General features: G+C 60.4%; 22 protein-coding genes. 17 read left to right on the top strand and 5 right to left on the bottom strand.

What is annotated here, in order from left to right; translation table 11 throughout:
• Positions 1 to 130 precede the first annotated feature (130 nt).
• The 8 genes from ACZ500_RS06095 (at position 131) to ACZ500_RS06060 (ending at position 9,097) form a co-directional block, all read left to right on the top strand.
• The gene (locus tag ACZ500_RS06095; RefSeq protein WP_464233006.1) at positions 131 to 1,774 is read left to right on the top strand and encodes a nucleotide sugar dehydrogenase; all 1,644 of its coding nucleotides are present in this window, start codon (positions 131 to 133) and stop codon (positions 1,772 to 1,774) included.
• A gap of 55 nt (positions 1,775 to 1,829) precedes the next feature.
• Entirely contained in the window at positions 1,830 to 2,867 is a 1,038-nt protein-coding gene (locus tag ACZ500_RS06090) for an NAD-dependent epimerase (protein ID WP_464231623.1), read from the top strand.
• A gap of 161 nt (positions 2,868 to 3,028) precedes the next feature.
• Positions 3,029 to 4,084: a GDP-L-fucose synthase family protein gene (locus ACZ500_RS06085; RefSeq protein WP_464231622.1), complete on the top strand. Its 1,056-nt coding sequence runs from the start codon at positions 3,029 to 3,031 to the stop codon at positions 4,082 to 4,084.
• A gap of 266 nt (positions 4,085 to 4,350) precedes the next feature.
• Positions 4,351 to 5,223, top strand: a complete 873-nt coding sequence (locus tag ACZ500_RS06080) for a Tim44 domain-containing protein (protein ID WP_464231621.1) — start codon at positions 4,351 to 4,353, stop codon at positions 5,221 to 5,223.
• Between the two features lie 203 nt (positions 5,224 to 5,426).
• Positions 5,427 to 6,452, top strand: coding sequence for a TRAP transporter substrate-binding protein (locus tag ACZ500_RS06075; protein WP_464231620.1), 1,026 nt, complete (start codon positions 5,427 to 5,429; stop codon positions 6,450 to 6,452).
• A gap of 98 nt (positions 6,453 to 6,550) precedes the next feature.
• On the top strand, positions 6,551 to 7,039 hold the full coding sequence (locus ACZ500_RS06070) for a TRAP transporter small permease (protein ID WP_464231619.1): 489 nt from the start codon (positions 6,551 to 6,553) through the stop codon (positions 7,037 to 7,039).
• The gene (locus ACZ500_RS06065) at positions 7,036 to 8,349 is read left to right on the top strand and encodes a TRAP transporter large permease (protein WP_464231618.1); all 1,314 of its coding nucleotides are present in this window, start codon (positions 7,036 to 7,038) and stop codon (positions 8,347 to 8,349) included. Before ACZ500_RS06070 ends, ACZ500_RS06065 begins: the two co-directional genes overlap by 4 nt.
• A gap of 259 nt (positions 8,350 to 8,608) precedes the next feature.
• On the top strand, positions 8,609 to 9,097 hold the full coding sequence (locus ACZ500_RS06060) for a response regulator (protein WP_464231617.1): 489 nt from the start codon (positions 8,609 to 8,611) through the stop codon (positions 9,095 to 9,097).
• Positions 9,098 to 9,387: 290 nt separating this feature from the next.
• On the opposite strand, the gene ACZ500_RS06055 is transcribed toward ACZ500_RS06060, so the two are convergent.
• Together ACZ500_RS06055 and ACZ500_RS06050 are read right to left on the bottom strand one after the other, a co-directional pair.
• Positions 9,388 to 9,948: a CBS domain-containing protein gene (locus ACZ500_RS06055; protein ID WP_464231616.1), complete on the bottom strand. Its 561-nt coding sequence runs from the start codon at positions 9,946 to 9,948 to the stop codon at positions 9,388 to 9,390.
• Between the two features lie 367 nt (positions 9,949 to 10,315).
• Positions 10,316 to 10,504: a hypothetical protein gene (locus ACZ500_RS06050; protein ID WP_464231615.1), complete on the bottom strand. Its 189-nt coding sequence runs from the start codon at positions 10,502 to 10,504 to the stop codon at positions 10,316 to 10,318.
• An 89-nt stretch (positions 10,505 to 10,593) separates the two neighbouring features.
• Between ACZ500_RS06050 and ACZ500_RS06045 the strand changes: the two genes are divergently transcribed.
• The 8 genes from ACZ500_RS06045 (at position 10,594) to ACZ500_RS06010 (ending at position 22,384) form a co-directional block, all read left to right on the top strand.
• Entirely contained in the window at positions 10,594 to 13,353 is a 2,760-nt protein-coding gene (locus ACZ500_RS06045; protein WP_464231614.1) for a UPF0182 family membrane protein, read from the top strand.
• Positions 13,354 to 13,399: 46 nt separating this feature from the next.
• Entirely contained in the window at positions 13,400 to 15,208 is a 1,809-nt protein-coding gene (locus tag ACZ500_RS06040) for an ATP-binding protein (protein WP_464233005.1), read from the top strand.
• Positions 15,209 to 15,214: 6 nt separating this feature from the next.
• On the top strand, positions 15,215 to 16,663 hold the full coding sequence (locus tag ACZ500_RS06035; RefSeq protein ID WP_464231613.1) for a sigma-54-dependent transcriptional regulator: 1,449 nt from the start codon (positions 15,215 to 15,217) through the stop codon (positions 16,661 to 16,663).
• Positions 16,664 to 16,998: 335 nt separating this feature from the next.
• A complete protein-coding gene (locus ACZ500_RS06030) occupies positions 16,999 to 17,175 on the top strand; it encodes a hypothetical protein (RefSeq protein WP_464231612.1) in 177 nt (58 codons plus the stop codon).
• Between the two features lie 454 nt (positions 17,176 to 17,629).
• Positions 17,630 to 17,998, top strand: coding sequence for a hypothetical protein (locus ACZ500_RS06025; protein ID WP_464231611.1), 369 nt, complete (start codon positions 17,630 to 17,632; stop codon positions 17,996 to 17,998).
• Positions 17,983 to 18,282, top strand: a complete 300-nt coding sequence (locus ACZ500_RS06020; RefSeq protein WP_464231610.1) for a hypothetical protein — start codon at positions 17,983 to 17,985, stop codon at positions 18,280 to 18,282. The genes ACZ500_RS06025 and ACZ500_RS06020 overlap by 16 nt, the downstream gene beginning before the upstream one ends.
• 25 nt (positions 18,283 to 18,307) lie before the next feature.
• Complete coding sequence (locus tag ACZ500_RS06015) at positions 18,308 to 19,564, top strand: Glu/Leu/Phe/Val family dehydrogenase (RefSeq protein WP_464231609.1); 1,257 nt, start codon at positions 18,308 to 18,310, stop codon at positions 19,562 to 19,564.
• Between the two features lie 114 nt (positions 19,565 to 19,678).
• Positions 19,679 to 22,384, top strand: coding sequence for a PEP/pyruvate-binding domain-containing protein (locus ACZ500_RS06010; protein ID WP_464231608.1), 2,706 nt, complete (start codon positions 19,679 to 19,681; stop codon positions 22,382 to 22,384).
• 58 nt (positions 22,385 to 22,442) lie between these two features.
• Here ACZ500_RS06010 and sbtM read toward each other — a convergent pair whose 3' ends face one another.
• Together sbtM and sbtA are read right to left on the bottom strand one after the other, a co-directional pair.
• Positions 22,443 to 24,029: a thio(seleno)oxazole modification radical SAM maturase SbtM gene (gene sbtM, locus ACZ500_RS06005; RefSeq protein ID WP_464231607.1), complete on the bottom strand. Its 1,587-nt coding sequence runs from the start codon at positions 24,027 to 24,029 to the stop codon at positions 22,443 to 22,445.
• A 221-nt stretch (positions 24,030 to 24,250) separates the two neighbouring features.
• Positions 24,251 to 24,538 carry an SbtA family thio(seleno)oxazole RiPP natural product precursor gene (gene sbtA / locus ACZ500_RS06000; protein ID WP_464231606.1) on the bottom strand — a complete coding sequence of 96 codons (288 nt, stop codon included), beginning with the start codon at positions 24,536 to 24,538 and terminating at the stop codon, positions 24,251 to 24,253.
• 230 nt (positions 24,539 to 24,768) lie between these two features.
• Between sbtA and ACZ500_RS05995 the strand changes: the two genes are divergently transcribed.
• On the top strand, positions 24,769 to 25,578 hold the full coding sequence (locus tag ACZ500_RS05995; RefSeq protein ID WP_464231604.1) for an ElyC/SanA/YdcF family protein: 810 nt from the start codon (positions 24,769 to 24,771) through the stop codon (positions 25,576 to 25,578).
• Positions 25,579 to 25,647: 69 nt separating this feature from the next.
• Here ACZ500_RS05995 and ACZ500_RS05990 read toward each other — a convergent pair whose 3' ends face one another.
• The gene (locus ACZ500_RS05990) at positions 25,648 to 25,800 is read right to left on the bottom strand and encodes a hypothetical protein (protein ID WP_464231603.1); all 153 of its coding nucleotides are present in this window, start codon (positions 25,798 to 25,800) and stop codon (positions 25,648 to 25,650) included.
• Positions 25,801 to 25,802 lie beyond the last annotated feature (2 nt).

Below are 25,802 nucleotides of genomic sequence, written 5' to 3'. Positions count from 1 at the left end.
ATGCGGGGAACGACGGTTATTCATGGCTTGACTTGAGGGACCTTTTTTGAAGGAGCGGCGTCGGGCGGCGGAGGCGCGCATCGAAGCCGGTGCCCGTCAGGAGAGATACGTGACGAAGTTATCGGAAGAAATCGCTTTTTCTGTCTGCCCGGCCGGGGAACAATTTCCGCTTCCGGGCCCGGAAGACTATGAACGTGAGGCCTTGCGCCTGAGGGAGTGCGCCGCCCTGGAACGTGAAAAGGGCCGGCAGATCGTCGTGGTGATGGGCGTGGGGTTTGTGGGCGCGGTCATGGCGGGCGTCGTCGCCGACTCGGTAGACCGCGAAACGGGGGAGTCCTGTTTTTTCGTGATCGGGATGCAGCGTCCGTCTCCCCGCAGCTACTGGAAGATCCCCTATCTCAACCGGGGGGTTGCGCCGGTCGAGGCCGAGGATCCGGAGGTCGCGCCGCTGATCGAGCGGTGCGTCAAGAAAAAAAGGACCCTGACCGCTACCTTCAGCTACGAGGCGCTGGCCTTGGCGGACATCGTCGTGGTCGACGTGCAGTGCGATTACCGCAAGGAGGCGCTGGGTGAAGTCCGGCAGGGCTACGCGGAGATCGCCGCGCTGGAGGACAGCCTGAGGGTGATCGGACAGCTGATCGCGCCCGAATGCCTCGTCCTGATCGAGACGACCGTCCCGCCGGGGACCACGGAATACATCGCCTACCCCATCATCAAGAAGGCCTTCGACAGGCGTGGCTTCAAGGATCGGGAGCCTCTTCTCGCGCATTCCTTCGAGCGGGTCATGCCGGGGCGAGAATACGTGGCTTCGATCCGGGATTTCTGGCGCGTGTGCAGCGGCATCAACGAGACGGCGCGAGAGGGAGTGGAACGGTTTCTGACGCGAGTCATCAATGTCGAGCGGTTCCCGCTGACGGTCCTCGACCGTCCGATCGAGAGCGAGACCTGCAAGATCGTCGAGAACGCCTATCGGGCGACGATCCTCGGGTTTCTGAACGAGTGGAGCCTCTTTGCCGAGCGCAACGGCGTCGACCTGACCAAGGTGATCCAGGCCATCAAGGTGCGTCCGACCCATTCCAACATCATTTTTCCCGGGCCCGGCATCGGCGGTTACTGCCTGCCCAAGGACGGCGGTCTGGGGGTCTGGGCTTATCACACCCTGATGGGGTTCGAGGACGACATCTTCAAGATCACTCCGCTCGCTATCGATATCAACGACACGCGTGCGCTGCATGTGGCTCGGATCACCCGGGACGCCCTCAGAAACATGGGGCGCATCGTGGCGGCCTCCAAGATCGCGCTGCTCGGTGCTTCCTATCGGGAAGACGTGGGCGACACGCGCTACAGCGGCTCCGAAATGGTGGTGCGTAAGTTGACGGAGATGGGGGCCGAGCTGAGCGTGCACGACCCCTATGTCAAACACTGGTGGGAGCTCGAGAAGCAGGAAACCTACCCGGCGCCGGGCCAGTCCTGGTCGCGCTTTTTCCGCAACCAGGAGCGCTTGACCGAGACCCGGGTGCACGACGATCTCGCGGAGGTGCTTGCCGGCGCCGACGCCGTCATCCTGGCGGTCCGCCACAAGGCCTATCTCCACCTGGACCCCGATCGTATGGTCGAGATGATCGGGCGGCCGGCGGCCGTGATCGACTGCTTCGGCATCCTGGATGACGCCGCCATCCGCCGCTACTTCGAACTCGGCTGCGAGGTGAAGGGACTCGGAAGGGGGCACGTCAAGCGGATCAAGGACTCCGTCAGGAACAGGCCTGCTTCCTGAGGCCCTCTTCATTTTCAGGAATGCTTTGCCCGCAGACGCGGAAAGGAAATCCATCATGCAGATTCTAGTAACGGGGGCGGCCGGCTTCATCGGTTTCCACCTGAGCAAACGGCTGCTCGAACTGGGCCACAACGTAACGGGGCTGGATAACCTGAATGTCTATTACGACCCCAAACTGAAAGAAGACCGCCTGAAGCTTTTGAAGTCCTGGGAGGCTTTCAGCTTCAAGAAGCTCGATCTCGCGGACCGTAAAGGCATGGAGCGTCTTTTCAAGGCTCAGTCCTTCGAGAGAGTGGTCAATTTAGCGGCCCAGGCAGGGGTGCGCCACAGTCTGGAAAACCCGCACGCCTACATCGAAAGCAACGTCCTCGGATTTCTGAACCTCCTTGAAGGCTGCCGCCACAGCGGCGTGCCGCAGCTTCTTTTCGCGTCGAGCAGCTCCGTTTACGGGCTCAACACCCGCATGCCCTTCTCGGTCCACGACAACGTGGACCACCCCATCAGCCTGTATGCGGCGAGCAAGAAAGCGAACGAGCTGATGGCGCACACCTACAGCTACCTCTATAACCTGCCCGCCGTAGGCCTGCGGTTTTTCACGGTCTACGGGCCCTGGGGGCGGCCGGACATGGCGCTTTTTCTCTTTACCAGGGCAATCCTCGAAGGGAAGCCGATCAACGTCTTCAACCACGGACATATGAAGCGGGATTTCACCTACATCGATGACATCGTGGAGGGCGTGGCGAGGCTGCTCGACGCGATCCCCGCTGCGGATCCGCTCTGGTCGGGCGCCGCCCCGGATCCGGGTTCGAGCCCGGCTCCCTATCGGCTCTACAATATCGGCAACAGTCAACCCGTTGCCCTGATGGATTTCATCGGCGCTATCGAAACCAAGCTGGGGAAAAAGGCCGAGAAAACCTTCCTCCCCCTTCAGCCGGGAGATGTGCCGGCGACCTACGCAGATATCGATGACCTTTTCAAGACGGTGGGCTTCAGACCGCAGACCTCGATCGAGGACGGCGTCTCGCGGTTCATCGACTGGTACAGGGATTACTACGGCGTTTCCAGAGCTAAACCGGCGGAATCGGAGGGGTGAAGTGGTTGCAGTAGGCGGGCGGATACGGGCGCCAGCCCGGATGGGATATCAGATGGCCGGCCGAGAAGCCGGGCAAACGGCTTTCCGTGGGCGAGGAATTTTGCAGTCCAGCGCACGCCTTTTGGGGCACCCTGTCCGGGGGTCTTCATGAGGACTGAACGATGGTGAAATCGGCACGTATCTTCTTGGCGGGGCACCGGGGAATGGTGGGGTCGGCGATCCTGCGCAGGCTGCAATCTGAAGGGTATACGAACATTATTACACGAGCCCACGCGGATCTCGATCTGATCGATCAGCAGGCCGTACGGGCCTTTTTCGCCTCCGAACGGCTCGATCAGGTGATTCTCGCCGCCGCGCGGGTCGGTGGCATCTGGGCCAACAACGCCTATCCGGCCGAGTTCATTTATCAGAACATCATGATCGAGGCCAACGTCATCCACGAGGCCTGGCGTGCGGGGGTCGAAAGGCTCCTCTTCCTCGGCAGCTCCTGCATCTACCCGAAACTGGCCGCTCAGCCCATGCAGGAGTCGTGTCTGCTGAGCGGCCCCCTCGAGCCGACGAATGAACCGTACGCCATCGCCAAGATTACGGGCATCAAACTCTGCGAATCCTACAACCGGCAGTACGGCACGAAGTTCCGCTCGGTGATGCCCACCAACCTTTACGGACCCTATGACAACTATGATCTCCGGACCTCGCATGTTCTCCCGGCGCTGATTCGTAAGTGCCACCTGGCCAGGCTTGCGTCCAAAGAGGATTGGGATGCCGTGCGCAGGGACGAAGCGCTGCACGGACCCATCCCGGAAGACGTGCGCGAAAATCTCGGCTTCGGGGCCGTTGGCGGGCGGACGCCGCGTCTGCTCCTCTGGGGTACCGGGGGCGCCTACCGCGAGTTTCTGCACGTGGATGACATGGCTGCGGCCTCCGTATTTATCATGTCGCTCGAAGACGACAGGTACGCCCGCTTCACCGAACCGATGCTTTCCCACATCAATGTGGGTTCGGGAGAAGATCTGACGATTGCCGAACTGGCAAGGATAACGGCGGAGGTGGTCGGCTACGCCGGGGAGATCGTCTGGGACACGTCGAAGCCCGACGGGACCCCTCGCAAGCTTCTGGATGTATCGCGGCTCCGGACCATGGGCTGGCAGCCTTCGATCGGTCTGAGAGAAGGCATCGCGGCGACCTACCGCGCCTACTGCGAAGCGGCAGCCTGAATTCGGCCGGTTCAAGTAGGATCGGTCCACCTTTCCGGGCGGTTTCTCTGATGAATGCAAACTGTGGAACAGCGCTCCGTACTGCGGCCGGTCGCATCCGCGACCGGCTGAAGACCGTGAATGTTATGTTTTTCAGGGGGGAGGGGCCCAGTCGGAGCGGCAGCGGCTCCCCATGGGAAGCTCAGGCAGGGGGCTTTGATGAAAAGTGCGAATCTCGGTGTATATCCTTTTGGTGTTGACTCTTTGACGGGTGAAGGTGTGATGACATGAGAAAAAGGACCATGATATGGCTGTCGATCGCGTTGATGGGGATATGCTGGTGCCTGGCGGAGACGGCCGACGCCCGCCGGATGGGGGGCGGAAAATCCTTCGGGAGCCGGCCGCAATACAACAGGGCAGCCCCCAGCCCCTCGAGCCCGCAGCGGAGTGCGGACCAGCCTTCTCAGGGACAGAAGAGCACCCCCGATCAAAGCGGGCGGCGTCCGGGGCTTCTGGGCGGCTTCGGCGGGATGCTCGGCGGCGTGTTGATGGGGAGCATGATCGGGTCGCTCCTTTTCGGAGGAGGGCACGCGGGCGGCTTCGGGATGTTGGATCTGCTGATTATCGGCGGGGGTATCTTTCTGCTGTTCCGTTTTCTGAGTGCCCGAAGGGCGGCGACTGCAGCGGCAGGGGCATCGTCGTACGGGCGGGCGTCTGCTGCCCCCTATGCGGCGCCGCAGCCTGGGGCGGTTTACAGTGAGAGCCAGGCGGCGGCAGTTCCTCTGCCTTCGGGCTTCGATGAGGAAGAATTTTTGAAAGGCGCCCGCGCGGCCTTTGTGAGGCTTCAGTCTTCCTGGGACAGGCGTGATATGGAAGACATCCGTGAGTTCACCTCGCCTGAGGTCTGGGAGGAGATCAACCGCCAGGCCAAGGATGACCCCGAACCAGGCAATACGGAAATCGTGACCTTGGACGCCGAGATGATGAGCGTCGAACAGAAAGACGGGAGGACTGTGGCAACCGTCCTTTTCAAGGTTCTCCTCAGGGAAGAGCCGAAGCGTGATACGGCCGAGGATGTGCGTGAGATCTGGCATTTCAGCCGCGAGGACTCGAAGCCCGCTTCCTTCTGGAAGCTCGAGGGCATCCAGCAGGTGGAATAGAACAGGGAATTTGGAGCGTTGGGGGCCGGGGCCGCTGCCATCCTGGGCGGCCCCCGCGCCGGCGGCGAATTTGAATTTCAGGTGGACCATGTCCACTGTGGAGAGGAAAGGAGGTGATCGGAGGCAGGCCTTTCGGGATAAGGTACAGGCTGTAGGTTCAGTCACACTGTTTCTTAACCGTCAGAGGAAAGGAGAAGGTCAAAATGAGCGAAAAAGGGTTCGTCATCTCCGCCTTTCTAGGCGTGGCGCTGTTTGTAATGTCCTTTTCAGCTGTCCCGGGTTCTTCCGCAGCCACCACCCTCACTTATAGCTGTTTCTTCCCCCCCACCCACATCCAGTCCATCCTTGCCGAACAATGGAGCCAGGAGGTCGAAAAGCGGACCAACGGCGAGGTCAAGGTCCAGTATTACCCCGGCCAGAGCCTTACCAAGGCCGATCAGTGCTATGACGGCGTGGTGCAGCATATCTCCGACATCGGGTTCTCGGTCCTGGCATACACGCGCGGGCGTTTTCCTGTCATGTCCGCCGTCGACCTTCCCCTCGGGTATATGAGCGGACGGGCGGCGACCGCTGTCATCAACGCCGTCCTCGAGAAATTCAACCCGGTGGAACTCCAGGATACGAAGGTGATGTTCCTGCATGCACACGGCCCGGGCCTGGTCCATACCAAAGGCAAGGCGGTCCGGAAGCTCGAGGACATGAAGGGGTTGAAATTCAGGGCCCATGGGACCAGCGCGGATGTCGTCAAGGCCTTGGGAGGCACCCCGGTCCCGAAGCCCATGCCCGAGACCTACGAGATGCTCCAGAAAGGCGTGGTGGACGGGGGCGTCTATCCGCTCGAGTCCAACAAGGGATGGAAGCTCGGCGAGGTAGTGGACTACTGTACGGCCAGTTTCACCTCTGCGTATACAACCTCCTTTTTCGTCGTGATGAACAAGGACAAGTGGGCCGAGATCTCGCCGGAGAACCAGAAGATCATCGAAGAGATCAACGCCGAATGGGTGGTCAAGCACGCCGAGGCATGGGATACGAGTGACATGGAAGGCCTCCGGTACCTGCTGAACCAGGGCGGCCAGATGATCGGCCTCGACGCCAAAGAGGCGGCCAGGTGGAAGGCGGGTGTGCAGCCCATCATCGACGGCTACGTGAAGGAGTTGGACCAGAAAGGCTTCAAAGGCCAGGAAATCGTGGACTTCATCACTAAGAGGCTCGAAAAGGAGCAGCCGTGATACCTGGGCCCTGAACCTCGAACGATCGATTGAAGTGCGCCTCCCGGCGCACGGGGAAGGTCTCTCACACGGGGCCTTCCCCGTAAGGGGATTGTTCTATGTCATTTCTGAGCCGTATTCTCGAATGGATGGTCCATAAGCTCAATGCCCTCGGGGCGATCACGCTGACCGGGATGATGCTGATGACCTGTGTGGACGTCGTCGGGCGCTTTTTCGGACATCCGGTCCTCGGCTCTGTCGAGCTGGTCGGTTTTATGGCGACGCTCACCGTGGCCCTGGCGCTCCCCTACACCCACAGTGTGGATGGTCATATCGGTGTGGAGCTCTTTATCCGGAGCGTATCGCCGAGGATCCAGGCGGTCGTCGGTCTTTTCACGACCCTCCTCTCTCTGGTGCTCTTTGCCATCGTCGCCTGGAGGATGGTCAATTACGCCCAGGTGATGAAGGCCAGCGGTCAGGTGTCCATGAATCTCCGCTTCCCGGAATACTCCATCATCTACGTGGTCGCCTTCGCGTTCCTGGTCCTGACCCTGGTCCTGATCCGGGATATTGTCCGGTGCGTCAGTCGATTGAGGGGGGAATCATGAGTCCCGCACTGATTGGAACGATCGGCATCCTGATCATGCTGTTTCTCTTCATGACCCGTATGCCCGTGGCCTACGTCATGGCCCTGGTGGGGTTTGCCGGTTTCTCCTACATGGTCTCCGGGATCGGGGGGCTCAATCTGCTCTCGCGCGCGATCTACGAGTCCTTCTCCTCCTATGGTTTGACGACCATTCCGCTCTTCATCCTGATGGGGCAGTTCGCTTTCAACAGCGGGATCGGAAGACGGATGTACGACACGGCCAACAAGTTTCTCGGCAGCACGCGCGGCGGCCTGGCCATGGCGACCGTAGTGGCCTGCACCGCCTTTGGCGCGGTCTGCGGTTCGAGCCCGGCCACAGCTGCGACGCTCGCTACGGTGGGGCTGCCCGAGATGCGCCGGTATCTTTACGGCGATGAGCTGGCAACAGGCTCGGTCGCCTCCGGGGGCGGGCTCGGGATGATCATGCCGCCGAGCGTGGTCCTGATCGTCTATGGCATCCTGACGGAGCAGTCGATCGGCGCCCTTTTCGTTGCCGGGATCATCCCATCGATCGTGGTGACGCTCCTGTTCATCGCCTGTATTTACGTCTATTGCCTCATCAAACCCGGGCAGGGCCCGCGGGGCGAAACATCCACCTGGAGCCAGAAGATACGCTCGCTCTCGAACATGGGCGACACGCTGTTCATCTTCATCGTCGTGATGGGCGGGCTTTTCCTGGGGATCTTCACGCCGACGGAGGCAGCGGCGGTCGGGGCCTTTGCGGTCCTTGCGGTTTCGGTGGTCCGGCGGCAGCTGAGCTGGGCGGGTTTCGTCAAATCGCTTTACGAGACCTTGCGGACGAGCTGTATGGTCATGTTCCTGGTGACCGGGGCGGTGGTGTTCGGCAAGTTTCTGGCGGTCACTCGCATCCCCTACAACATCGCGAGCTGGGTGGGCGGCTTCGATCTGCCGCCGTTCCTCATCCTGGCGGCGATCGTAGCGGTCTATTTCGTGGGAGGGTGCATCATGGACGCGCTGGCACTCGTGATGCTGACGATCCCGATATTCTATCCGGTGCTGATCGACCTCGGTTACGATCCCATCTGGTTTGGGATCATCATCGTGCTGATCACACAGATCGGGGTGATCACGCCCCCTGTCGGCATCAACGTCTACGTCGTTTACGGGGTGGCCCAGAGCGTTGTAGGGAAGATCAAACTCGAGTCGATTTTCAAGGGAACGATTCCCTTCCTGTTCGCGATTGTTGCGGCCATCATTCTCATGACCATCTTCCCGCAGATCATCATGATCCTGCCGCGGTTGATGTATTGAGAAACCATTTCCGGTCCCGGCCCGGAGCAGCCTTGCAGGTTGTTCCGCGGCTTCGGGAAGGTCCGCAGGGAAGGGCGCCCTGTAGTGTTGTAGCACGCAGGCTGCTGCACTTTTGATCGTTGTTTGGCCTGGTTTTGAGGGATCGGCGCGCCCTGTCTCAAGTCCAGGGCAGATGGTATGAATTTCTTCCCGAGGGAGTCGAGGCATGCGGTTTTAGCAGACAATGTCGATTTCCATGACAAGTGCAAAGGGGTTGGTCATGAGTGAAAGATCAAGGCTGAGCGGAAAAAGAATCCTTATCGTGGATGATGAACCGGACGTACTGGAGACCTTGGCCGACCTCCTGTCGATGTGCGAACTGACCAAGGCGACGCGTTTCGAGGAGGCGCGCGACCTGCTCGAGTCGCAGCCGTTCGATATGACGATCCTGGATATCATGGGGGTCGCCGGATACGATCTGCTCGAGATCGCCAGCAAACGGAACATCACAGCGGTCATGCTGACGGCGCATGCCATCAGTCCCGGTGACATCAAGAAGTCCTTCAAGGGAGGGGCGGCCTCGTACGTACCCAAGGATGAAATGCTTCACATCGCGGAGTTTCTCGAGGACATCCTGGAGGCAAAGGAAAAGGGGCGGCACCCTTGGTCGCGCTGGTTCGAGAGAATGGCGGATTTCTGCGAAAAGAGGTTCGGCAAGGACTGGCAAAAGGGGGACAAGCAGTTCTGGGACAAGATGCCGTTTTATTGATGCGCCGGCCGTCCGGTCTTTGTAGGTGAAAGCCATCCCCCCCCGAAGCCGGGCCGAACCCATGTTTTCTTCGATCTAACCGGTCCCGAAGGCCGGCCCCCGGAACCGGTCCTTTTCGATCCCGTGTTTCCGCATCCGGTTCCAGACTGTCACCCGGCTGATGTTCAGGCGCCTGGGCAATAGGAAATGATCCCCGGGAGGTGTCTACCTTAAGGCGCAACCTTCCCGGGGCGTTTGCCGCAGGCAGCGGACGGGCCGTGCTTCCTGCTTCGCAACGTGCCTTCTCGGCCTCATGCCGGTGCAGGGCACGCCCGCATCGTCTCTTTGATCTTGCGGTAGACGTCCGAAAAACGGATCAGACCTACGATATCCTCGCCGTCCTTGACGAAGAGCGAGTCGTGCCGTCCGACGACAAACAGGTGAAAAGCCGTGTCCATTGTGTCATCGGCCTTCACCATGTGGTCGGCGGTCGGGAGGGTGATGAAGTTTTCGATCTTGATTTGATAGGCCTTCTTGCACAGTTCCGACAAAGGTTTCTGCCACAGGCGAAGCTCTTCCTTCATCATTTCGAACATGGAGTCCGCGAGGCCGAAGCGGGGGATGCCCTTCAGCCGGTCGATCTTGTCGTACCTCGGCTCCAACCCCTGCACTACATCCATCGGGGACATCTTGCCGATGATTTTTCCCGTCTTGTCGTAAACCAGCAGGATCCTCTGCGGGGCCTTTCCGGCCCGGAATTCCCCGTCCGCCTTCTCGAGCGCGTCGACCGCTTCCATCAACGTAGCCTGGCTCGATATGCTCGGGAAATCGCTGATAGGCCTCATCAGGTCTTTCACTTTGGTCTTTTCCATGGGCACACCCCTTTCTTTCGGTCGCAGATGGTTCTTTCATAGGACGATGTCCGTATTCTGACTTTACCCGCCGCAGTTCTCCCGGTCAATACGTCTTTGCCAGGTCCGATGAAAGAATCCCCGGCGGCGGGCCTCTGTTTGTTCAGCGGGCTGGGGGATTGAAGGGTGTCCTGAAGGGAAGGGGACGCAGGGCGGTTGACTCTTTGCTCCGGTTGTGCGATGGTTTCGGGGACGAGCACTGCTCTGCACGTCGTGGGGGTGGCGCAGGGCAAGCCTGCGTCGAGATGTTTCACCTGCAGCTTCCGGAAAAAGCCCCCCTGGGCGACATAAATTTACCGGATTCGTATCCATCCGGAAAATGATTTCCCTATAGAACCCAGTTTCCAATCCGGAAATGAGGGTTTTTCTTCACCGCTTCGCCGCTCGGTCCCACCGCTCCGCGGCGGGTTCCGGTTTGGCCAATATCGAGGCAATCAAGCGTTTGTGCGGAGGCGACCTGGTGGTCGCCGGACAAGCAAACGTGCAGATTGACGCCGAGATTGGTCAAAAAGACCATTTCCGGATGGAAACGAGTTCGGAAACCGCTTTATTTCCGGATTGGCAGCGCGCTTTTCCTCGATCATCATTTCAGGATGGACACGATCTATGAAAAACTTTTTTGGGCCTGAGAATCCAACGGGGGAGATGCCCCAGATCCGGATCGAAGATCTGGATTTCGCGAAGTTTCGTCGTATCCTCTATTGGATTCTTCTGATCCTCGGGGTGGTTTTTTTGCTGCGGGCGCTCGCCTGGGGCCTTTCTTTTTATACAGATCTTCTCTGGTTCGACGATCTCGGCTATCGATCCGTTCTGATGAAGGTTCTGTCTTCCCGGGTGGCGCTTTTTCTGAGCGGGGCGGTTCTGTTTGCCGCCTTTGCAGCCCTCAACCTGTTTGCAGCCTACCGGATCGCCGGGCGCCTGCTGCCCGGCCCGAACGCGAAACTGCCTTCGGGGGTTCAGAACTCCGCACGAAAACTCTTCCTCCTGAGCGCTGTCGTGATCGTGGTTCTGGGCGCTCTGCTCCTCGGTGCACGGCCTGCTTCCAGATGGGAAACGATGCTGCTTTTTATGAATGGCCAGCCCTTCGAGCAGATCGACCCGATTTTCGGGAAGGATTTGTCGTTCTACATCTTCAGCCTACCGGCACTGGCCTTTGTCCGCTCCTGGTGCGTAACCCTGGTCGCCGCAACGCTTTTCCTATGCCTTGCATTCTACTACGTGGCAGCCCCGCTTCGAGGTGAGCGTTTCGCTATCGCAGGAGTGCCCAAGAGACATCTCGCGGCCCTCGGGTCCTTGCTGTTTCTGCTCGTTGCCGCCGGGCACTGGCTCGGCCGGTATGAACTCCTGTACTCACAGACGGGCGCGGTCTACGGTGTGGGGTACACCGCCAGCCATGTCACGCTTCCGGCACTCGCTTTTATGACTGTCGTGGCGATCCTCTGCGCAGGGGCCATCCTGGCGGCCTCCTTCTACAAGCGTAACATGATGCTCCTATACGTCGTGGGCGCCTGGGTCGCCCTGAACCTTCTGGCGGGCAATCTGATCCCTGTCCTGGTTCAGCGGCTCCAGGTCGAACCGAGTGAAATGGCCCGCGAAAGGCCCTATCTTGCCCACAATATCGGGTTCACACGCCAGGCCTACGGCCTTTCCGAGATCGAGACGCGGAGCCACCCCGCCCGTGGCGATATCGATGCGGACACCGTCGCCGCGAATCAGGGAACGCTTCGCAATGTGCGACTTTGGGACGAAGGGCCCCTGCTTCAAAGCTACAACCAGATCCAGTTTTTCCGCCTCTACTACGATTTTCTAGCGGTGCACACCGACCGCTACACGGTCCAGGATGGCCTCCGGCAGGTGATGCTGGCGACCCGGGAGCTTTCGGCCGAGAAGCTGCCCGAGGAGGCCCAACGGTGGGTAAATCGGCATCTCCAGTTCACCCACGGCTACGGTGTGGCCGTAAGCCCGGTGACAGAGGTGGCATCAGGCGGCCGGCCGCGCTTTTTCGTCAAGGATGTACCGCCCGCCGGAACCATCCCGCTTACCCGACCCGAGATCTACTATGGCCTGCAGAGCCTGGATTTTCTGATTGTGCGAAGTCAGATGCAGGAGTTCAACTACCCGGGCCCGAACGGCCCGGTCTATACGCGGTATGGCGGAGAGGGCGGCGTCCCGCTCGACTCCCTTTTTCGGCGCCTTGTCTATGCCCTGAAGTTTATGGATCTGAACATCCTGATATCCGGGGAGATTCAGCGGGACAGTCTGATACAGTACCGACGGACCGTTCAGGAGCGTTTTTCGAGCGTGACGCCGTTTCTTTTGCGCGACCGGGAGGCCTACAGCGTCGTCGCGGACGGGCGGCTTTTCTGGATCCAGGATGCCTACACCTACACCACCCGTTATCCTTACGCGACGCCGTGGGAAAGACGGTTCAACTACCTGCGGAACAGTGTCAAGAGCGTCGTGGATGCCTATCATGGTTCGATCGATTACTACGTCGCGGATCCGGCCGATCCCCTGATTCGTGCCTACCAGGCGATTTTTCCCAGTCTCTTCAAGCCGATCGAGGAGATGCCGGACTATCTGCGGGTGCACACGCGCTACCCCCTCGATCTGTTTACCGTCCAGACGGAGATGCTGCTCCAGTACCATATGGAAGACCCGGTCGTGTTCTACAACAAGGAAGACCAGTGGTCGATCCCGGTGCAATCCTCCTTTGGCGAGACGCAGGCCCTCAAACCCTACTACATCGTCGGGCGGCTTCCGGGGGAGGCGCAGGAGGAGTTTCTGCTGATCCAGCCCTTCACGCCGGCCAGCCGGCACAACCTGGTCGGCTGGATCGCCGCCCGGAGCGACGGGGATAGATACGGGGAGAGGCTCCTCTTCCGGTTTCCGACCGGCCGCCACGTCGATGGTCCGAATCAGGTGGAGGCGCGCATCGACAACGACGCCGTGATCTCCGAGCAGTTCACGTTGTGGGGGCAGGTGGGCTCCGAGGTCTTCCGCGGGATCCTGCTGGTCATCCCGTTGGGGGAGAGCATCCTTTACGCCGAGCCGGTTTTTCTGAAGCCCGAGACGCTGGATTTTCCCGAGCTTCGGCGGATCATCCTGGCGGATGCCCGTCAAGTGGTGATGCACCAGACCATGGACACATCCATTCAGGCCCTGGTGGGTGAGGGCCCCGCCGTGGCGCCTTTGGTGGAGGAGGGCCGGGCGGCGCTGGACGCGGTTTCTTCAGGAGCGCCGGGCGAAGGCCTCGCTCGGATCAGGGAAGGTTTGGAGGAGGCGGTCGGCAAGCTGCAGGAGATCCTCGAAGAACTGAAGCGCTTCGGCCCGGGAATGGACCAACGGGAGACACCGGCAGACTGATCGTAGGGGGTACCCGAGCCTGTTCAGAAAGATCCAGACCAAATTGATGCTCCTCTTTTCGCTTTTCGCATTGGTGCCGCTCTGCGCCGTCGGGCTTTTTTCCATACGAACGGCGGAGGAGGTGATCCTCAGAACGGCGGCGAATCAGGTCGGGCAGCTTGCGCGGGACAAGGGTGCTCTCCTCGAGCGCTGGATCACGGAGCGCAAGGCCGATATAGCCGTAGTAGCGGGATCCTCTATCCTCTCTGAGGTCGACCCGGACACGATGGGCGCTTATCTGCGGCTGGTCAAGGATAACTACCGGGTTTACAGCGGGATTGCGGTCGTTGGCGAGGACGGTGGGTTGATCTATGCAACTCCCGGGGGGCCGCCGCTCCCGGAGCGGGGGTCCTGGTTCGAGGAGGCCCGCCGCGGCCATCTATACATGTCCGACATCCGGTTCAACCCGGAAGTGTCCCAGTCCTTCTTTTTCATCTCTGCACCGCTTGGGGATGGCTCCGGAAACGTTGGGCGCATCGTCTGCGCCACCGTCGGGACCAACGCAATCCTTTCAGCTGTCCTGGCCATATCCCTCGGTGAGACAGGCGAATGCTACCTTGTCAACCGCGAAGGCCTGTTTCTCGCCCATAAGGAGCCCCGCAGGATCCTCACCGAAAACATCGCCCAATCCGAGAGCTTCAGGAACATCTTTAGCGGGCAGAGAAAGCGGATCACCTATGTCGATTACCGCGGCATCGAGGTCATCGGGGCCTCGGCCAAGGTGGAGGGCACCGACTGGGCTCTGGTTGTTGAGCAGGATCGGGACGAGGCCTTTCGAAGCGCCGATGTCATGGGCCGGTACATCTTGCTGGTGACCGCTTTTTCAACCTTGGCGGCGCTTCTTTCCGCGTGGCTTCTTTCCCGGACGGTGGCGACCCCGATCCGAAAACTCAGCAGCGCCGCCCGGCGTTTGGCTGCAGGAGATTACCGGGGCGCCGATATCCGCGACGAGCGGAAGGACGAAATCGGCTTGCTCCACACAGCCTTTGCAGAGATGGCTGAACAGCTCCGGGACCGTCAGCGGTCCCTCGAGGCGCAAGTGGTGCTCCGCGAGGCCGAACTGAAGGAGACCGGCGTGGAACTCAAGCGGAGCCAGGAGGCGGCCGCCCGCTCGCAGCAGCTGGCGGCGCTGGGGCGGCTCGCTGCCGGTGTCGCCCACGAGATCCGGACACCGCTTACCTCCCTCAAGCTTTATCTGGAATCGATCGAAGACGATGTCGACATTTCTCTCGAGACCGAAGAGGATTACCAGGTGGCCATGACGCAGATCCGGCGGATGGAGGCGACGATCAACCGTTTCCTCGATTTTGCACGGCCGCAGGCCCCCATTCTGACCGACATCGATCCGGCCGAATTGATCGAAGAGGCCCTGCTCGTGGCAGGCCCCCGGGCAAGACAGCAGGAGACGCTGATTCTGCCGGAGGTCTCGGCGGTGCTCCCCCGGGTGCGAGGGGACAAAAAACAGCTTGGTGAGGTGCTCGTCAATCTGATGATCAACGCCCTCGAGGCCCTTAACGCCGGGGGGAAACTCCGGATCCGGGCGATGGTCGAAAACGGGGGGAGCGATCCGGCCGAAGGAGCGCAGGCCTTTGTTCGGATCGATGTCGAAGATACCGGGCCCGGAATCGAGCGACCAAATCTCCCGCGCCTCTTCGATCCGTTTTTCACCACGAAGGCCACAGGAACGGGCTTAGGCCTCTCCATCGCCTTTACGACCCTTCAACGACATGGCGGCATGATCAAGGTGAGGTCGCGGGAGGGGGCCGGGACAGTCTTTTCGGTCCTTATACCCGTTCCGCCGGGCGATGGAGCATAAGAGCCGATGGAGAAGGTCCTGATCGTCGATGACGATGAAGGTCTGGTGCATTTCCTGCGCCGGTTCCTTTCCAAAGAGGGCTACGCGGTGGAATCCTGCACCCGCGGAGAGCAGGCCCTCGATGTTGCGGGAAGGGAAAGCCTTGATCTGATCCTGCTCGACTACAAGATGTCGGGGATGAACGGCCTCGATACCCTGCGGGAGCTGCGGCGCCTGCAGGTCAAGACGCCCGTGATCATCATGACGGCTTATGGCACGACGGACACGGCCATCGAGGCGATGAAGCGCGGCGCCTACGACTACCTTCCGAAGCCTTTCGAGCGGGAGGAACTCAAGCGGCTGGTGGCGGATGCCCTGGCGGTGAACCACCTCATGAAGGAGGTGGTCAGCTACCCGGATGCCGGCCAAACGGCCGCGGAGCAGGGGGGCCGGGGCGCGGCGCGGATCATCGGCAGCCACAAGCGGATGCAGGCCGTTTACAAGCTGATCGGACAGGTCGCGGGCAGAGACGTGATCGTCCTCATCACCGGCGAATCGGGCACCGGCAAAGAACTGGTGGCGCGGGCGATCTACCACCACAGCCACCGGAAGGACAAGCCGTTTCTGGCGGTCAATTGCGCCGCCATCCCCGAGACCCTTTTCGAGAGCGAACTGTTCGGACACGAGCGGGGTGCTTTTACGGGGGCCGAGCGCATGCACCTCGGAAAGTTTGAACGCTGCGAGGGTGGAACCCTCTTCTTCGACGAAATCGGGGATATGCCTCTCGGCACACAGGCGAAGGTCCTGCGGGTCCTCCAATACGGTGAATTCGAAAGGCTCGGGGGCACCGAAACCTTCAAGGCCGACGTGCGGATCGTCGCGGCCACGAACAAGAATCTGGAGCGTGAGGTGGAGGAGGGGCGTTTCAGGGAAGACCTTTACTGGCGGCTCAAGATTATCTCGATCGAGCTACCGCCGCTCCGGGAGCGCCGGGAGGACATCCCTGCACTGGTAAGGCACTTCATCGCCCGTTTCAGCGAGGAATACGACGCCCCCATCCGCTACGTCGACGAGGCTGTGCTCGATCGGCTTCAAACCTATCCCTGGCCCGGCAACGTCCGGGAGCTCGAAAACTGCATCCGCCGCGCGGTTCTCCTCTCGCAGGGGGATATGATCCTCCCGGAGCACATCCAGCTGGCGCGTGAGGGAGTCGCTGTGTGTGCAGGTGAAGAGAGCGGCTCCGTAATCGAGCGGATCGAACGGAAAATGGACCAACTCTTCCCGGATCTTCTGCGGGCGGTGGAGGAAAACGAGAGTGGCGACATGCTCGAAATCCTCGAGCGCGGCTGCATCTGCCGGGTTCTGAGACACTGTGACCATAACCAGGTAAAGGCCGCGCGCATGCTCGGCATCAGCCGGAACACCCTCCGGCTTCGATTGAAGAAGTTCGGAATAAAAGGCATCCCCTCCGAATGATCGCTTCTCCGGCTTGAACAGGCTTCCCGCCCTTCTCCGGTTCGCATCCCTCCTCATTTCGAGAGGCTCTGCACCACCTGTTTTGTCTGTGCGCAGGGCGGGACACCCCTCTGGCGCCTCCGCAACACACCCTGAAAACAACCGATCATCTGCTTCCCGAGATGGGAGACTCATTGCCGGTTTTGACAGGAGTGTCGCCGCCGCAGGCCTCCATCGATGACGTTTGTTTGGCTTGCGCCGGTTGTCAAACCGTTCTTCAAACCGTATTCGAGTTCACCGCCTCGGCTGGTCCTGCTGCGATCGAAAGGGAAATACTCACTCGTTTCCATCCGGAAATGGTCTTTTTGACCAATCTCGGCGTCAATCTGCACGTTTGCTTGTGCGGCGACCACCAGGTCGCCTCCGCGCAAACGCTTGATTTCCTTGATATTGGCCAAACCGGGACCCGCCGCGGAGCGGTGGGACTGAGCGGCGAAGCGGTGAAGAAACCGGGACCCGCCGCGGAGCGGTGAAGAAAAATCCTCATTTCCGGATTGGAAACCGGGTTCTATAGGGAAATCATTTCCGGATGGATACTCACTAGTTTCCAATCCGGAGGCGAAGGGCATATCAGCACGTGGTGCTCCTGATTGCAAACACCCATGCAGGCATCGAGAGATGAGTAAATACGGAAAGTGGTTGCGGCATGTTTTTGAACACTGCTGCGCAGGGATTGCGCAGCGGGAGGGATTTATAAGCCTTTTGTAACACATTAAATATGTGCAGTAAATGCTTGGCATAGAATAAAAATTATGCATTTACGTTTTCCTGCTTCTCCTTTGGCATATCAATTGCTTCTCTGAAGTTCAAACCGTCAGGAACACCGGCTGTTCAACAATCAGGGTCTGCGAAGGGAGGCGGGGCGCAGCCGCCGGAAATGCCCTTCGTCCGATCGAATGAAACCTGCTGGAGAAGAAGGTGGCCACGATGAACGAAACCGCCAAGGCCCGGACCGGCGCGCAAGAGAAGACAAGCGAAGCCGAAAAAGGGCGGGAGATCGAGCGCGCCAACGCGAGGCTCAGACATTTCAGAGGGGTGGCTGCCAGCGTACTCACCGAGGCGCTCGGGTTATGGAAGGAAATCTGGTTTGCACTCGAGGATCCGCGCAGCTGCATGGAGATCCTGGATGGGGCGGAAGACCCGCAGCGGCTGCCGGTTCGCGATGACCAAGCCGATCTGCTCGAGAAGCTGCATGTTCTGGGTGTAAAGATCGATTATGCAAAACGTCTCTGCGAGGGGGATATCGGCAGGGAAAAGCAGGAAAGAAGGGAGACGGAGCGATGGAAAAACAGCTGAAGCTGGTCAGAAGTGCGCGTACGGAACAGGGGGAGCTTTCGCTGGAGGACAGACAGCGCCATTTTCGAAACGTCATGGGGTCTCTCATCCAGAGCGCTCAGGATAGCTGGGGCGACATCTGGCAGGAGTTTCAGGGAAATGTGGTCGAAAACGTGGTGGTGCATCCGAGTGCCAGGGAGGGATTCGTACCAGGCTGCGGATGGCCCGAGTTTCTCGAGAAGATGTGGATCCTGAAGCACTATCTCGACCACGCCAAGCGTCTTACGGAAAAAGGTTCATTATAAATTTTTTTCAGGAGGTATCGATACCATGTCCAGCGGCAACCAAGACAATCCTTTCGAGATCGCACAGCGACAGATCAACGCCTGCGCCGACATCCTCAAACTGGATGAGAGCACGCGCCAGGGGCTTCTGCATCCCATGCGGGAGTTTCACGTGACCTTTCCCGTTCATATGGATGACGGTACCACCCGGCTTTTCAAGGGTTACCGCGTCCAATACAACGATGCGAAGGGGCCGACAAAGGGCGGCATCCGCTTCCATCCCGATGAGACCATCGACACGGTGAGGGCCCTGGCAGCCTGGATGACCTGGAAGTGTGCCCTGCTCGATCTGCCGCTTGGGGGTGGGAAGGGCGGCGTCATCTGCAACCCGAAGGAACTCTCTCCCCAGGAACTCGAAAGGCTCAGCCGCGGCTACGTCAAGGCGGTCGCCCCCTTCATCGGTCCGGACAAGGATGTGCCGGCGCCCGACGTCTATACCAACCCGCAGGTGATGGCCTGGATGGTGGATGAGTATTCCTCGATCGTCGGGAAGAACCAGTTTGGCGTGATGACCGGCAAGCCGCTGGTGATCGGCGGCTCCCCGGGGCGCGGTGATGCCACGGCGCGGGGCGGCCTGTATACGCTGCGCGAGGCGGCGAAGAAGATCGGCCTCGACCTGGGGAAGGCCACCGTTGCCATTCAGGGGTTTGGAAACGCCGGCAGTTTCGCGGCTTCCCTTGCGGAATCCATGTTCGGCTCGAAGATTGTAGCGGTCTGCGATTCGCGCGGCGCGGTCTGCTGTCGAGGGGGCTTCTCGGCCGTTGCGGTGAATCAGCACAAACAGGCCACCTCGACCGTATTGGATTGCCAGGGCGGGGAGTGCATCACGAGCGACGATCTGCTGGAGATGGACGTGGACGTCCTGGTCCTGGCGGCCCTCGAGGGCACCCTGACGGCACGCAATGCCGGCCGCGTGAGGGCGAAGATCGTGATGGAACTCGCCAACGGTCCGACGACGCCCGAGGCCGATGAGATCCTTTACGAAAAAGGCGTACATGTGATCCCGGATTTCCTTTGCAACGCGGGCGGCGTTACGGTTTCCTATTTCGAGATGGTTCAGAACGCCTCCATGTACTACTGGGATGAAAAGGAGGTCCACGAGAAACTCGACAAGCGGATGACGCGCGCCTACCACGAAGTGGCGGACATGAGTGAGAAGCACCGTATCAACATGCGCAAGGCGGCCTACGCGGTGGCGGTTGCCCGGGTGGTGGAGGCCATGAAAGTGCGCGGGTGGGTCTGAGACAGACCGCCCCTTTGAAAATTTCCCGGGCCCCGTTTTCCGGCCTGCCGTCCCGGCGGCCGGGCTGCGCCGCCCGGGAAATCATGAAGGTGATGATTCGGGGAAGAGGCCTCCATGTTGCATGGCAAGACGGTTGACAGTGGTATTCCGGCGCTGAACCACGTTCTCGGGGGGCTGCGCCTCGGGGACAATGTCGTCTGGCAGGTGGACCGGCTCGAGAACTATCTCAGGGTCGCCTGCCCGTTCGTACAACGGGCCTTGCACGACGGCCGCAAGGTCGTTTACCTCCGCTTCGCCCCGCACCAGAGGATCATCCCGGAGAAGCCCGGGCTTCAGACCATCGAGGTGGATCCGCGCCCCGGCTTCGATCTGTTCAGCGCCCAGGTGAACAAGGTTATCGAGGAGCAGGGGATCGGCGTCTTCTATGTCTTCGACAACCTCTCCCTGCTGGTGGGAGAGTGGGCGACGGACGAACTCCTGGCGAACTTCTTTCAGGTCACCTGCCCGTATCTCCATGAACTGGATACCGTGGCCTACTTCGCGCTGAAGCGCGGGCAGCATTCCCACAGCGCTGTCGCGCGGATCCGGGACACGTCGCAGGTGGTCATCGACCTCTACCACGTTCAGAGCGATCTCTACATCCATCCCATCAAGGTTTTCGACCGCTATTCCTCCGAGATGTTCCTGCCCCATATCTTTACCGGAGAGACGCTCACCCCGGTCTTCCGGAGCGGCGATGCGTCGAGCATCCTGATCTCCGCCAGCAAATCGCCCCTCAAGATCAAGGCCGACTCGATCGCCCCGTGGGACAGCGTCTATCGGCAGCTGGCCCAGTACGACCCCGAGGAACTCCAGCGGCTGGAAGGCACGGTGGAGATCCAGGCCCTCAAGGTGGAACTCGCCCAGATGTTGATTGGGCCCTATCCGGAGTTCCGGCGGCTGGCGGAGCGCTATCTGACGATCCGCGACCTGCTGGGGATCCGCAACCGGCTGATCGGGTCAGGGAGGATCGGCGGCAAGGCTGCCGGGATGCTGCTGGCGCGGCGCATTCTCCTCTCGGATCCCGGGCCGGTCGATTTTAAGGAGGTACTGGAAGAGCACGATTCGTTCTTTGTCGGGTCCGACGTCTTTTTCACGTTTCTTGTCAACAACGGCCTGTTCAGGCTGCGGCTGCGTCTGACGCGCAATTCGCGGATCCTGCCCGAGGAGTTCGAGGCGGTGGAGGAGCGGTTTCGGGCCGGCCGTTTCCCGGACGAGATCATGGAGCAATTCAAGGATCTGCTGGACTACTTCGGTCAGGCCCCGATCATCGTGCGCTCCAGCAGCCTCCTGGAGGACGGCTTCGGGAACGCCTTCGCAGGAAAGTACCGGAGCGAGTTCTGCGTCAACCAGGGGAGCCCCGAGGAGCGGATGGACGTCTTCCTCGAGGCCATCAAGCTCGTCTATGCGAGTGCGGTCAATCCGGACGCGCTTGCCTATCGGCGGCAGCGCGGCCTGGGGGAATCCGATGAACAGATGGCGATCCTGATCCAGCGTGTGTCCGGTATGCGCCATCGGCGCTACTTTTTCCCCCCGCTTGCCGGGGTCGCCTTTTCGCACAACCTCTATCGGTGGACGGACCGCATCGACCCGGAGCAGGGGATGATCCGCCTGGTCCTGGGCCTCGGGACCCGTGCAGTCAACCGGCTCGGCGGGGATTATACGCGCCTGATCGCGGTGAGCCACCCGACCCTGCGGCCTGAGGCGCCCAGCAAAGTCGCGGCTTACTCCCAGCACCGGATGGACGTGCTGGACATCGCGAAAAACCAGCTCCGAAGCCTGCCCGTGATGGAGGTTGTGGGTAAGGACGGCCTCCCTTCCTTCGGTTTCTTTGCCTCCGATATGCAGGAGGGGTTCCTGAAGGAGGTGGAAGGGGACAGCCTCTCTCATTTGCAGCAGCCTGTCCTGACCTTCGACCGGCTGATCTCCCGCACGCGCTTCGTCGCCATCATGCGGGATCTCCTCGCCAAACTGGAGGCGGCCTACGGCTACACCGTCGACACGGAATTCACGGCGTTCGTGGGGCCGGATGGGGAGATCAAGGTCAATCTGCTTCAGTGCCGCCCGATGCGCCTCCCCGGTGCGGCTGCTTCGGCCAGCATCCCGGCCGACATCCCTCCCGAACGGATCCTCTTCCGCACCAACCGCACGATCTCCGGTGGGGTGGTGCGTGATATCCGCTTCATCGTATACATCGATCCGCAGGTCTATGCGCAGCAGACACCCCTCGAGACCAAACGCGTCGTCGGAAGGCTGGTCGGGCGCCTGAACCGCCACCCGGAGCTTCTGGCCCATCGCATTATGATGATGGGCCCCGGCCGCTGGGGCAGTTCCAACATCAACCTCGGGGTAAACGCCACCTATTCCGACATCAACAACACGGCGATCCTGGTCGAGATGGCCCGGGAGGAACACGGGCACGTGCCGGATGTCTCGTATGGGACCCACTTCTTCCTGGATTTGGTGGAATCCCGGATCATCTATCTGCCTCTCTATCCCGATGAGCCCGAAACGGCGTTCAACCGCGGCTTCTTCGAGCGCGCCCCGAACGATCTTCTCCGCCTGCTCCCGGAGGCCGAAGGGCTCGAGGCGCTCATCAAGGTAGTCCACGTGCCCTTTGCGGCACCGGGGCTGAGCGCGCGGCTCGTCGCCGATGCCAGGAACGGAAATGCACTCTGTTATCTTGCCGCGGAGGATGACCCGGATGAACACGCCACCGAACATCCGCCGGGCAGCGAGAAAGATCCCGCCAAGAGCGCCAAATTCAACTACTTGCCCTGAGAGCGGCTGCCACGGCAGAGAATCGGGCTAGGGGGAAGAGAGATCCGGGAATGCTGATTTAAAGCGGACCTGGGCAGAACGGGTCATGCTCATGAAAGATGTCGAGGCCCGAGCTGTAGGCGATGGCGAGGCATCCGCCGCACACGGGACGCACAGCGCACGAGGCGCAGGCGTGCGAACCCGCGCGGTACCGCCTGGCGGCTTCGCTGTCATAGATCTCGTCGATGTCATGCGTCAGGACACTTCCAATCGGGGAGGGAAATTTCCGGCAGGCATGAACTTCCCCGTCCGGCAACACCGCCATGAAGTTGAATGCGGCGCCGCATCCATAGCCTGCACACCCGCCGAAAAGCTCGTCGCCTCTTTCGTGCAGCAGTCGATTGAGGAGGTTGTCCTTGAGCCCTATAACAGGGTTTCTTGCCGCCGCTTCGAGGTATGCCTCGCAGAACCGTCGATACGCCTCCTGCGAAGGAGGGCGCAGGTGCGCCCCTTCTCCCACGAGTGAAAGCCGGTTGAAGGTGAACAGGTCAGTACGGCCCCTCAGGAGTTCCGCCAGCGGCAGGACCTGATCGATGTTCGCATCCGTCAGGGTGAGCATGACCATCGAATAGATCCGAAGCTCGCGCAGGAGGTCCAGAAAAACCAGGGTGCGGCTGAAATGGCCCGTCTGTCGGATGACATCGTTGTGCTCTCTCAGGCCCTCGAGACTCACCTGATAAAAGACCGGACACTCGATTTCGAGGATGGCTTCCATATCGGCGCGCGAAGCCGGGTTTCCGAGGATCGCCAGGGCAAAACCCAGATCGGACGCCCTCTGATAGAGTTCCATGAAGTGGAGGTGCAGGAGGGGATTTCCCCCCGTGAAGGAGATTTGACCACGGACATGCCTGGCATCGCAGAAGTCGTAAAATTCCTCGAGGATTCTGAGCGCCGTTTCATAAGGAAGCGATTTGCGCGCCGAGCGGTCATAACAGTGTTTGCAGTGAAGGTCGCAGGCCTGGGTGATATGCCACTGAAGCGTGAAGACCTCGGCGGTCAGAAATCGCTCGTCGAACCCCTCGGGGATCGAAAACGGCTCATCGGTGCGCCGGATCTTCGAAGGGGGGACAATCAGCAATCCACTTTGTGCCACCCGCTCAAAAGCCTGGTCGATGGCCGCGCGGGGGACGCCGGCTTCTTGCGCGGCCTGCTTGCGCGGGATCTCGTCGGCGAGCAGTTTCAAGGCGAGCAGGTCGTCATCAGAGGCCGCACGAACGATCACCTCGCCTGTCCGAGCGTGCCGATAGACCAGGGCGAAATCCTGCCCCTCCTGTGGTTCAGGGGCGCAGTCAGGAGAAGCGACCAATGATGGAAGATGTCTCCACGAAAGGTCGAGGAGTGTCAGGGTCGGATTGAGGGCGAGCCGCTCAGCCGAACCATACGTGGGCGGGGGCATGGAAACGACCTCTCCGATGGCCCTTTCGAGGCGTGCAAGATCCACGATGAAGGGCCTTTCTCCGAACGTTTCCCCCAAGGCCTGGTAAAAACCATCCGATCCGGGTGGATGCGGGCAGGATGCACCGAAATGCAGCCAACGGGATTCGCCGATCAAAGCGCGGCAGCGGGGAAACTCTGTACCGAAAGGTCTTTGTGCTTCGGTTTCCATCTTTCACGCACCCGCTTCATCCGATCTGGTAAAGGAGCGATCGCCTGACCGGCTCGCCGCGCAGCCTCTTCAGCAGGCAAGAGGATCAGGCCGACGTCGAAAGACCCTCATCGAATCTCGTCGCTGAGGTCTTCCTCAGTATGGGGGGGCAGGGGGAGGATGGTTACACCTTTTCAAATAAGAGGTATGCAGTGCGAACCGCACTACTTCTTGCTGCCGCCTCAGCCGCTTTGGCCGGGCAGCTTCTGCTGCGGGGTTTCTTTTACGTCAGGCTGGGTTGCATTCTGATCGGTTTCACCGGGTTGGCTCTGTGTGGCGCTTCCAGCGCCGCTCTGCTGCCCGCCTCAACCCGAGGAGCCGGCGGCTTTTCCGGGTGGCTCGGTGCTACCTGCACCTCCCCCGGCGCCGCCTCAACCGCTCGAGGACCCGGCAAACACCAGGCCCGCGCCGGAAATGAGGGTTGCCACACAGACGCCCGAAAGCGCCTTCTTGAGTTCTTTCAATTCCATGGGTCACCTCTCGAAACGATGGGTCCTACGTTATTGGATCTCGATTGGTTATTCCGATGCCTCCCCCTGCTATTGATACGATACACCGATAACCTCGAGAATGCAATCGAGGGTTCATCGCTCTTGACATTCAGTCGGAAGGCCGCTAAGGGTTCGTTTAACCAACGTTCAAGATCCTGATCGTGAACCTCATGGATTTCAGCCCATAGTGGATGAGAGGATGGCGTTTTATGCTCTTTTTTCTGAAAAAAGCGGTATCACCGCTGTTCTTGCCGCTCAGCGTTTCGCTCCTTTTCCTGCTCTTGGGATTGGCGCTGCTCTGGATGGGCAGACGGCAGAAAGCAGGGCGGCTTTTGGTATCGATCGGCACGTTGTGGCTTCTGATCTTTGCTTACCCGCCGGTGCCGGAGTTTCTGGCCGGATGGCTGGAGCAGCGGTATGCACCGGTCTTGGAGCTTGATCATCTGCCGAAAGTGGAATATGTTGCGGTGCTTGGCGGCGGAAGCATCGAAGCTCCCGATCTTCCAGCCACAGGACGTTTGCGTCCGGTCAGTGCGATACGGCTGCTCGAGGGGGTGAGGCTTTACCGCGGCCTTCCGGAGTGCAAGCTGATCGTAGCAGGGGGGGGCTGGAGGGGAGAGGTCGGGAGCGGGGTGACGATGGCCGAGGTAGCTGGGACACTCGGAATTCCGGCCGGCGACCTCATAGTCTGTGATACGCCGCGCGATACGGAGGAGGAGGCGGAGGCGATCCTGGAGATCGTTGCGCACGAGCCCTTCGTGCTGGTCAGCTCTGCAGCGCACATGCCACGGGCAATGTTCCTGTTCGAACGGCTTGGGATGCACCCGATTGCCGCGCCCGTCGACTATACGGCGGCGGGAGGCGCCTCCTGGTCGCCGGCGAATCTGTATCCCGGAAGCGAAAACCTGGAAGCAGCCCACAGCGCGATTCATGAGTATCTAGGGATCCTCTGGGTCCGCTTGCTGAAACGGGGATCCTACCCCCCGAAACATTTGAGCAGAGGGAATGGCTCCGAATAAGGTCACGGGCGGTTGCCTACCTTCAAGCGGTTCGGTCTCCCTTCCTCGGGAGATGGCAGCTCGGAGGGTCTATCCCTCCCGATCCGGGATTGCTTTGCTTCCATCCGGAAATGAGGATTTTTTGCCAATATCAAGGAAATCAAGCGTTTGCGCGGAAGCGACCTGGTGGTCGCCGCACAAGCAAACGTGCAGATCGGCGCCGAGATTGGCCAAAAAGACCATTT

This window comes from Desulfatiglans parachlorophenolica (assembly GCF_055394735.1).
This window is presented reverse-complemented; position numbering and strand designations above follow the sequence as displayed.